The sequence below is a fragment of the Actinoplanes sp. TFC3 genome, from assembly GCF_001553785.1.
Classification (GTDB): Bacteria; Actinomycetota; Actinomycetes; order Mycobacteriales; family Micromonosporaceae; genus Actinoplanes.
This window is the reverse complement of record NZ_LOJP01000001.1, coordinates 1,069,165-1,077,624: the sequence shown is the minus strand read 5'-3', so window position 1 is coordinate 1,077,624 and position 8,460 is coordinate 1,069,165. Positions and strand designations below refer to the sequence as shown.

The 8,460-nt window shown below is 67.9% G+C and carries 8 protein-coding genes; 7 read left to right on the top strand and 1 reads right to left on the bottom strand.

Going from position 1 to position 8,460, the window contains the following annotated elements:
* The 3 genes from TFC3_RS04845 to TFC3_RS04835 all read left to right on the top strand — a co-directional run.
* Nucleotides 1-1,599: lipopolysaccharide biosynthesis protein (locus tag TFC3_RS04845; RefSeq protein ID WP_236717985.1), on the top strand; the 1,599-nt coding region annotated here is incomplete at its 5' end.
* The gene (locus tag TFC3_RS04840) at nucleotides 1,596-2,327 is read left to right on the top strand and encodes a methyltransferase domain-containing protein (protein ID WP_067496148.1); all 732 of its coding nucleotides are present in this window, start codon (nucleotides 1,596-1,598) and stop codon (nucleotides 2,325-2,327) included. The genes TFC3_RS04845 and TFC3_RS04840, both read left to right, overlap by 4 nt.
* 161 nt (nucleotides 2,328-2,488) lie before the next feature.
* Nucleotides 2,489-3,469 carry a glycosyl hydrolase gene (locus TFC3_RS04835; protein ID WP_236717984.1) on the top strand — a complete coding sequence of 327 codons (981 nt, stop codon included), beginning with the start codon at nucleotides 2,489-2,491 and terminating at the stop codon, nucleotides 3,467-3,469.
* A 152-nt stretch (nucleotides 3,470-3,621) separates the two neighbouring features.
* On the opposite strand, the gene TFC3_RS04830 is transcribed toward TFC3_RS04835, so the two are convergent.
* Nucleotides 3,622-4,404 carry a WecB/TagA/CpsF family glycosyltransferase gene (locus TFC3_RS04830; RefSeq protein ID WP_067496143.1) on the bottom strand — a complete coding sequence of 261 codons (783 nt, stop codon included), beginning with the start codon at nucleotides 4,402-4,404 and terminating at the stop codon, nucleotides 3,622-3,624.
* Between the two features lie 60 nt (nucleotides 4,405-4,464).
* Between TFC3_RS04830 and TFC3_RS04825 the strand changes: the two genes are divergently transcribed.
* From TFC3_RS04825 to galT, 4 genes are all read left to right on the top strand, one after another.
* A complete protein-coding gene (locus TFC3_RS04825; RefSeq protein WP_067496140.1) occupies nucleotides 4,465-5,394 on the top strand; it encodes a sulfotransferase in 930 nt (309 codons plus the stop codon).
* Nucleotides 5,391-6,305 carry a glycosyltransferase family 2 protein gene (locus tag TFC3_RS04820; RefSeq protein ID WP_067496137.1) on the top strand — a complete coding sequence of 305 codons (915 nt, stop codon included), beginning with the start codon at nucleotides 5,391-5,393 and terminating at the stop codon, nucleotides 6,303-6,305. Before TFC3_RS04825 ends, TFC3_RS04820 begins: the two co-directional genes overlap by 4 nt.
* Nucleotides 6,306-6,398: 93 nt before the next feature.
* Complete coding sequence (locus tag TFC3_RS04815) at nucleotides 6,399-7,175, top strand: DeoR/GlpR family DNA-binding transcription regulator (RefSeq protein ID WP_067496133.1); 777 nt, start codon at nucleotides 6,399-6,401, stop codon at nucleotides 7,173-7,175.
* On the top strand, nucleotides 7,172-8,263 hold the full coding sequence (gene galT / locus TFC3_RS04810; protein WP_067496130.1) for a galactose-1-phosphate uridylyltransferase: 1,092 nt from the start codon (nucleotides 7,172-7,174) through the stop codon (nucleotides 8,261-8,263). The genes TFC3_RS04815 and galT overlap by 4 nt, the downstream gene beginning before the upstream one ends.
* Nucleotides 8,264-8,460 lie beyond the last annotated feature (197 nt).

Below are 8,460 nucleotides of genomic sequence, written 5' to 3'. Positions count from 1 at the left end.
GGCCAGGGGACTCGCGGCGTTGCGCGGGGTGGGCTGGCGAACATGGCCGGGTCGGCGCTGGCGGGCGGGACCGGGGTCATCGTTACCTGGGTCGTTGCGCGGGTGCTGGGCGCCGCGGAGGCCGGGGCGTTCTTCGCCGCGACGGCTGCCTTTGTCCTCGGCGGGGGGCTGGCCAAACTGGGTACGCAGACCGGTTTGGTCTATTGGCCCGCCCGGTTGCGGGCCACGGGGCGGGATCACCTGCTCGGGGCGTGTTTGCGCGCTGGGCTCGTACCCGTGCTGGTCCTTGCTCTGGTTCTCAGCGCGACCATGTTCTGGCAGGCACCGGCCATCGCCCATCTCACCGCGGCCGACTCGCCGGACGTTCTTGCCGCGCACACCGCGGGCCTGCGCATGCTCGCTCTGTTCCTGCCTTTGCAGGCGCTGACCGACGCGCTGCTCACGGCGACCCGCGGCTACAAGGCGATGCGGCCGACCGTCACCCTTGACCGGATCCTGCGCAGCGTGCTGCAACTACTGTGCGTTGGTGGCGTCGGGATCGCGACCATGTGGACCGCGGCCTCACTGCCGGCCATGGCGTTCGCCTGGGCCGTGCCCTATTTGCCCGTCGCTGTGCTCGCCGCGTTTGCGTTGCGGAGGATCTACTTCGCAGGAAAACCGGACAGCCACCGCACCCGGCGCAGCGAACGACTCGACGTGCGCCGGGAGTTCTGGCGTTTCACCGGCCCTCGCGCGCTGGCCAGCGTCGCTCAGCTCGCCCTGCAACGAGTCGACGTCCTGCTTGTCGCGGCACTCGGCGGGCTTGCCCCGGCTGCGGTCTATGCGGTGGCTGGGCGATTTGTCGTGCTCATCCAGTTCGCAAACCAGGGCATCTCGCAGTCGGTGCAGCCGCGCCTGGCCGAGGCGCTGGCCACCGGGGATCGCAGCACCGCGAGCCACCTCTACCAGACCGCCACCGGCTGGCTGGTGCTGGTGACCTGGCCGATCAACCTGATGGTGATCCTGTACGCGCCGGTCTACCTGCGCCTGTTCGGTGAGCAGTACACCGCCGGGGTCACGGTTGTCGTGGTGCTCGCGTGCGCCATGCTCGTGGCCACCGGCTGCGGCATGGTCGACATGGTGCTCGCGATGGCCGGGCGTACCTCGTGGAACCTGATCAACGTCCTGGTCGCCCTCGGCGTCACCATCGGCCTCGACGTGCTGCTCATCCCCCGGTACGGCGCGCTCGGCGCCGCGATCGGGTTGGCCTGCGCAATGGTGGCCAACAACCTGCTGCCACTGATCCAAGTCGGCCGCGCGGCCCGGCTGCACCCGTTCGGGCGCGGCACGCTGGTTGCCGGTGCGCTGTCGGTTGTGTGCTTCGGCGTACTCCCGCGAATCGTGACCGCGGTGGCCGGCACCGGCGCGATCGGCCTGACCACGGCAACCGTGCTCGCCGTACCCGCATTTGTCGCTGCCGCCTGGGCACTGCGGGGCCCGCTGGCGCTCAACGCGTTCTCATTTCGGCGCAAATCCGCGTCGTCCCAGACGGCAGCCTCTTCCGGTCGGCTCGCAGCGACCGGCAAGACGTCGACAAACAAGTCAAGGAGGACCGGTTGACCACCGATTACACCAAGGTGTTCCAGGACGCGGACGCCGTCGCGAAGTACGAGCACATCACGTACGCGCCGGACACGTACGCGTCGCAGATCAACGAGCGGCAGCAGGCCTACCTCCGCAAACTGGTCCAGCGCGAGTTCGGCTTGAAGCAGCCGGTGCAGCACGATTTCGCCTGCGGCACTGGCCGGGCAATTCGGACTTTGCATGGTTTGGTGCGCGCGGCGCACGGCTACGACACGTCGGCCGAGATGATGGCCAAGGCGGAAGAGGTCGGCTCGCGGGCTCAGTGGCATCAGATCCCGGCGGACGGCCCGGTGCCCAACCCCGTCCCGGCCGGCCACCCGGCGATCGTCACGATGTTCCGGCTGCTGCTCAACGTGGACGAGACCGTCCGCGACCGGGCAATCGCGTTCGCCGCCAAGGCACTGCCGACCCCGGAGGCCGGCCTGCTGGTCGTCGAGAACCACGGAAACGCGGGATCGGTACGGCACCTGCGCGCCCGGCGGCACTCGGGACAGCGCTGGTTCGCCGAACTGTCGCACGAGGAGATTGTGCAGCTGTTCGACCGCCACGGCTTCGAGGTCATCGAACGTACCGGCTTCTCGATGATCACCGAGTCGCTGAGCAAGAATCCACTCGCGCGCGCGGCGGACGCGGCGGCCCGGGCACTGCCGGGCACGGACGGCTTCGCGGTCAACGTGCTGTACACCGCGCGCCGGAAGAAGTAACGCCTATGCGCCGAGCTGCCTTCCGACCCGCGTCGGCCCCGCGCCGCGCTGCCTCCGAGCCGTCGCGGGTCTTGCGTCATGCTGCCTCCGAGCCGTCGCGGGTCTTGCGGCGCGCTTCCGTAGCTGATGGGCCGGCGGCGGTCTTGCGTCGGATTGCTGTGGTGCCGGTTTTGCTGGTGCTTGTGCTCGCCGGATGCTCCTCGCACCGGCGGGCCGAGCCCGAACCGACACCTTCGCCCGATTTGACCCGTGCGCCGGCGGCCGTCGCGGTCAACTCCGGACCGTTCGAGGCCGGCCCGTTCAAGCCGCCGTCGACCGGGGCCTATCTGGGTGCTTGGATCAAACCGGACGAGCTCACGCACACGGGCCGTGTCGATGCTGTGGACGGGCTCGAAAATGAGCTCGGGCGGCCGCTGGACATCGTCAACACGTACCGGCGCTTTGATCAGCTCGTCGGCACCGACTCCGACAAGGAGTTCGTCAACCAGGGCGCCACGCTCATGGTGAGCTGGGCGACTGGCGACAACCGCTCGATCACCGCCGGCGAACACGATGAGCTGATCCGTGAGCAGGCCCACGCCATCCGCACATTGAAGAAGCCGGTGCTGCTGCGCATCCGGTGGGAGATGGACCGGCCCAATCTGCGGGCCACCATGTGGTCGGGCGAGGACTATATCGCCGCCTATAAGCATATACGGCAGGTCTTCGCCGAGGAGAACACCACCAACGTCTCCTGGGTGTGGTGTCCGACCGCCGAGGGCTTCGTGCGCGGCGACGCCCCCGCGTTCTACCCCGGTGACGATCAGGTCGACTGGACCTGCGTCGACGTGTACGCCGGGAACCAGTTCCAACCCATCGGCCAGCTGATGGGCCCGTACCTGCAATGGGCGGCCCAGCGTCCGAAACCGATCATCATCGGCGAGTTCGGGGTGGCCAAGGCGTGGGGCTCGGACGGCCGGGCCGCCTGGCTCCGCGACGCCGAGCGCACGTTCAAGGCGAACCCGCAAATCAAGGCGGTCGTCTACTTCGAGTCCAACCCCGAGGGCAACGGGCCGAAGCAGCAGTTCCAACTGGCCGGCGATCGCCCGGCATTTCGCGCGTTCACCAAGCTGACCCAAGACCCGTACTTCAACCCCGACTGACAACACCCCACATCGGCAAAGCCGGACAGGGGCGAAGCCCGACCAGGGCGAAGCTCCACATCGACGATTGCTCGCACGAACCGTGATGGCCCGGGACTCCTCCCGGGCCATCACGCGTTTCGAGCTGCGGGCCCGCAACAGGCCGCACCTCATCACACGCTGCGGCGCGCCTGCACCAGCAGCTTGAGGGCATAAGGCGCATCATGCTTGAGATACCGCCCAGCCAGCCGCCGCGGTTCGGTGCCCAGCCGGTGCGCCCATTCGAGCCCACTGCGCTGCATCCAGCGCGGCGCCCGTTCCACATCCCCGGCCACAAAGTTGACCGCCGCCCCGCACCCCATGAACCAGGCCCTGGGCAGCGCCGCCCGCAGCCGATCCACAACCGACTCCTGCTTCGGGAAACCAAGACCCACGAAGACCAGGTCCGGCTCAGCCTCGGCGACGGTTGCGCACAATTTCTCGTACGCGGAATCGTCTTTTTCGAAGCCGTAAGCCGGGCATAGCGTTCCAGCAATTCGCAGTCCCGGGTTTTCGGCGGCCAGTCGCTGCGCCGCTCGGGTTGCGCCGTCCACTTGGTCTTGTGCTCCAGGCGTGCCGCCGATGACGAAAATAGACCTTCCATCTCTACCCAGACCCGACGATAAGGATCTGATCAGGCTACTGCCGGCCACCCGTTCGGGCAGCGGATTGCCACCGAGCCGGCTCGCCCAGACGAGGGGCATTCCGTCGGCCACGATCAGTTCGGCGTCGTCGAGATAGGCGCGTACCGCCGGGTCGCGCTGGGCCTGCCGCAGGATGTCAATGTTCGGGGTGACGATCCGCCCGCCGCGGCCTGCCGCGATGGCCTCGCGGACCACCGCGACCACCTCGACTTCGGTGATCGGGTCGAAGCCCGTGCCGTCGAGCCGCACCCGGTCGAAAGCCTCGATGAGCACTACGCCTCCTTCAGCCTTACTCGCTCGTTATAGGAGCGAAACGAACGAAGGTGGGCCAAAGTGGCACGGGTACTTTATCTGGGCGGATTAGGGCGAAGCGGTACGACGCTTGTCGAGCGTCTGCTCGGTGAGCTGCCCTCGGTGTGCGCGCTCGGCGAGATCGTGCACCTCTGGCAGCGCGACATCCGCGACAACGAGCGGTGCGGCTGCGGTGCCCGATTTGCCGCCTGTGCGTTCTGGCGCCGGGTCGGCGAGCAGGCGTTCGGCGGCTGGGCGAACGTGGACGTCGACCGGATCCACGCCCTGCGCGATGCCGTGGAACGCACCCGGTTCATCCCGCGACTGGCCAACGCGAGCGAGCCAGATCCGCAGGTACGCGAGTACGCGAGCTTCTACGCCCGGGTCTACGCCGCCGCAGCCGAGATCTCCGGCGCCGCCGTCGTCGTCGACTCCTCGAAGCACAGCGCGCTGGCCCACGTGCTGCGCTGGGCCGAGGACATCGACTTGCGCGTCGTGCACGTCGTGCGGGACGCGCGCGGGGTCGCGTACTCGTGGACCAAGACCGTCACGCGGCCCGAGACCGACGGCAGCGACGAGATGACGCGCTACTCCCCCGGCCGTTCGGCCATGCTGTGGAACGCCCACAATGCCGCTTTTGGCCTTCTTGCCCGGCGTGGTGTCGCTGTTCGCCGGATCCGGTACGAGCAGTTCCTCGCCGATCCCCGCTCCGCACTGCACGGCTTGGCCGAGTTCGCCGACGTCCCGGTCACCGACGCCGACCTGGCCTTCCTCGGCGACGGCTACGCAGACCTCGGGGTCGGGCACAGCGCGGCCGGCAACCCGATGCGCTTCACGGTCGGGCGGTTGCCGCTGCGCCGCGACGACGCCTGGGTGCACTCGCTGCCCGGCAACCAGCGGCGGCTCGTCGGTGCCGTGTGCGCACCCATGCTGCGGGCGTACGGATATCCCATCTCTGTGGAGGCTCGATGAACTGGCCATCGGTGGGCGTCGTGATCCCCACCCGCAACCGCCCCCAGCTTGTCCGCAAAGCAATCGCAGCGGTCCGGGAGCAGCGCTACCCAGGCGAGATCAAGGTTGTCGTCGTGTACGACCAGGCCGAGCCCGATTACCTGCTCGCCTCCACCGAGGGCACCCCCGTATTGGTGCTGACGAACTGGCGCACTCCGGGCCTGGCGGGTGGCCGCAACACCGGCATCCTGTCGCTCGACACCGACTATGTGGCGTTTTGCGACGACGACGATGTGTGGGCACCGGACAAACTGCGCAGGCAGGTGGCCGGGTTGCTGGCCGAGCCGGACTCCGAGTTCGCCACATGTGCGATCGAGGTCGAGTTCGAGGGCAAAACGACGCCCCGGCTCGCCGGTCGCAGCCGGGTGACAGTCGACGAGCTGGCCCGCTCCCGGATGGCGATGCTGCATTCATCGTCTTTTCTGGTACGCCGGCAAGCGCTGGACGAGGACCGCATCGGCCTGGTCGCCGAGGATGCACCGGGTAGCCAGAACGAGGACTGGGACCTGCTGCTGCGGGCGGCCCGGCGCGCCCCGATCGTGCACCTGGATGAGCCTATGGTGCGGGTGCTGTGGGGTCGTACTTCGCACTACGCGTACGAGTACGCCACGAAGATCTCGTCGCTGCGCTGGATGATGCAACGACACCCCGAGATCAGCGGCTGCCGGCCCGGCGCGGCGCGGGTGTACGGGCAGCTGGCCTGCTGGTCCGCAGCGAGCGGAAACCGGTCGCAGGCATGGCAGTACAGCAAAGAAGCGGTTCGCGCCAACTGGAAAGAACCTCGCACCGCTATCGCTTTGGCGGCGATGACTGGGGCAGTAAAGGTGGAAAACGTCCTGTCCGCCCTGCACAAACGCGGACGAGGTATCTAACACACTCTTTTGCGCACACCCGATCACCGGGTAGTGTTCGGGCGTGTTCGAAATAGTGCGGATGCCGCTTGCTGACTGTTTGGTGCGTGGCTGATGCTCGCGCAGCAGCGACAAGCTGCCATCCTGGATCGGGTACGGGCGGCCGGCGGCGTCCGGGTCAGCGAGCTCGCCAACGAGTACGGCGTGTCCGACATGACGATACGCCGTGACCTCGAAACTCTCGCCGAACGCGGCTTGCTGGCCAAAGTTCATGGCGGCGCCACCACGGTCAGCCCCGGGTCGGCCCACGAGCCCGGCTTCGCGGCCAAGTCGGTGCGCCAGCGCGCCGAGAAGGCTGCCATGGCGATGCGGGCCGCGGCGATGGTCTCCCCCGGCGATGCCATCGCGCTGTCGGCCGGCACCACGACCGCGGGTCTCGCCCAGCGGCTCGTCGACGTGCCGTCGCTCACCGTGGTCACCAACTCGATCCCGGTCGCCGACGTGTTCTACCGCGCCGGGCGCCCGGATCAGACAGTCGTCTTGACGGGCGGGACTCGTACCCCCTCTGATGCTCTTGTTGGTCCGGTCGCCGTGGCCGCAATCGGCACGCTGCACCTCGACATGCTTTTTCTCGGCGTCCACGGCATGAGCGAACGCGCGGGCTACACCACGCCCAACCTCATGGAAGCCGACGTCAACCGGGCTCTCGTGGAAGCGGCCGAGCGCCTCGTCGTGCTCGCCGACCACACCAAATGGGGCACGGTCGGCATCTCCTCGATCGTCCCGCTGGACCGCGCCGATGCGGTCATCACGGACGACCAGCTCGACGAAACCGCACGCACAATCCTCGCGGAACAGGTGAACGAACTCATGGTGGTGAGCGCCCAGTGATCGAGAAGCGCACGGCGATCCGGCTGTCGGACGGGCGAGAGCTCATCTACTTTGACGAAAGCACCACGCCGGACCGGGACAAGTGGCCGGACACCCGCGAGCTGCCGCCCCCGCCACCGACCTCGCAGCTGCGCTACGACCCGCTGGTGGACGAATGGGTAGCGGTCGCGGCCCACCGCCAGACCCGCACGTTCCTGCCACCCTCGGACAAATGCCCGCTTTGCCCGTCCACCCCGGACTTTGCCAGCGAGATCCCGGCGCCGGACTACGACGTGGTCACCTTTGAAAACCAATTCCCGTCGTTCAGCGATCGCGTCAAAGAAAACGAGATCACCTCTTTGACAGACCTTGTTCCGGTACGTCCAGGGGTGGGCCGCTGCGAGGTGGTCTGCTTCACCAGCGATCACAACAGCTACTTCGGTGCCCTCTCCCCGGCCCGGGTCCGCACGGTCATGGACGTCTGGGCCGACCGCACCAAGGAAATGTCGGACATGCCGGGCGTCGCGCAGGTGTTCCCGTTTGAGAACCGCGGCGTGGAAATCGGCGTGACGCTCAACCACCCGCACGGCCAGATCTACGCGTACCCGATGGTCACGCCCCGCACGAAGTCCATGCTCCAAGCAGCCCGTCGCCATGCCGAACGCACCGGCGGCAACAACCTGTACGGGGACATCCTCGCCGCCGAGCGCAAGGCTGAGATCCGCGTGGTGGCGTCGAACGAGCATTGGACGGCGTACGTACCGGCGGCATCGCGGTGGCCGTTCGAGGTCCAGATCGCGCCACACCGTCAGGTGCCGGATATTCCCGCTCTTGACGACGCTGAGCGCGACGCGTTCGGGCCGCTGTACCTGGACATTCTCCAGCGTTTCGACGCACTGTTCGACAAGCCGATGCCGTACATCGCCGCCTGGCATCAGGCGGTCACCGGCGAGGGCCGCGACTTGGGCTACCTGCACCTGCAGTTGTTCAGCATCCGGCGGGCGGCCGACAAGCTGAAGTTCCTGGCCGGCTCGGAATCGGCGATGGGCGCCTTCATCAACGACATCGTGCCGGAAAAGGCGGCTCAGACCTTGCGAGAAATCCTGTAGCGAGGACTGGGACGCGGGGCTCGAGTCCCAAAGCCAGGACCGCCAAGGCCAGGTTGCGGGGCGCGGGTCTCAGGGCCGGGACCGCCAAGGCTAAATTGCGGGGCTCGGGTCCCAGGGCCGGGACCCCGAGGCCAGCACACGGGCGGGGGTCCGCCAGGGTTGGGACGCAGGGGCGGGGGGCCCGGGGCAAGGCCCCC

Excerpts from the sequence above, each read along its gene's own strand:
- TFC3_RS04820 (WP_067496137.1), top strand. The coding sequence starts at position 5,391 with ATGAACTGGCCATCGGTGGGCGTCGTGATCCCCACCCGCAACCGCCCC.
- TFC3_RS04815 (WP_067496133.1), top strand. The coding sequence starts at position 6,399 with ATGCTCGCGCAGCAGCGACAAGCTGCCATCCTGGATCGGGTACGGGCG.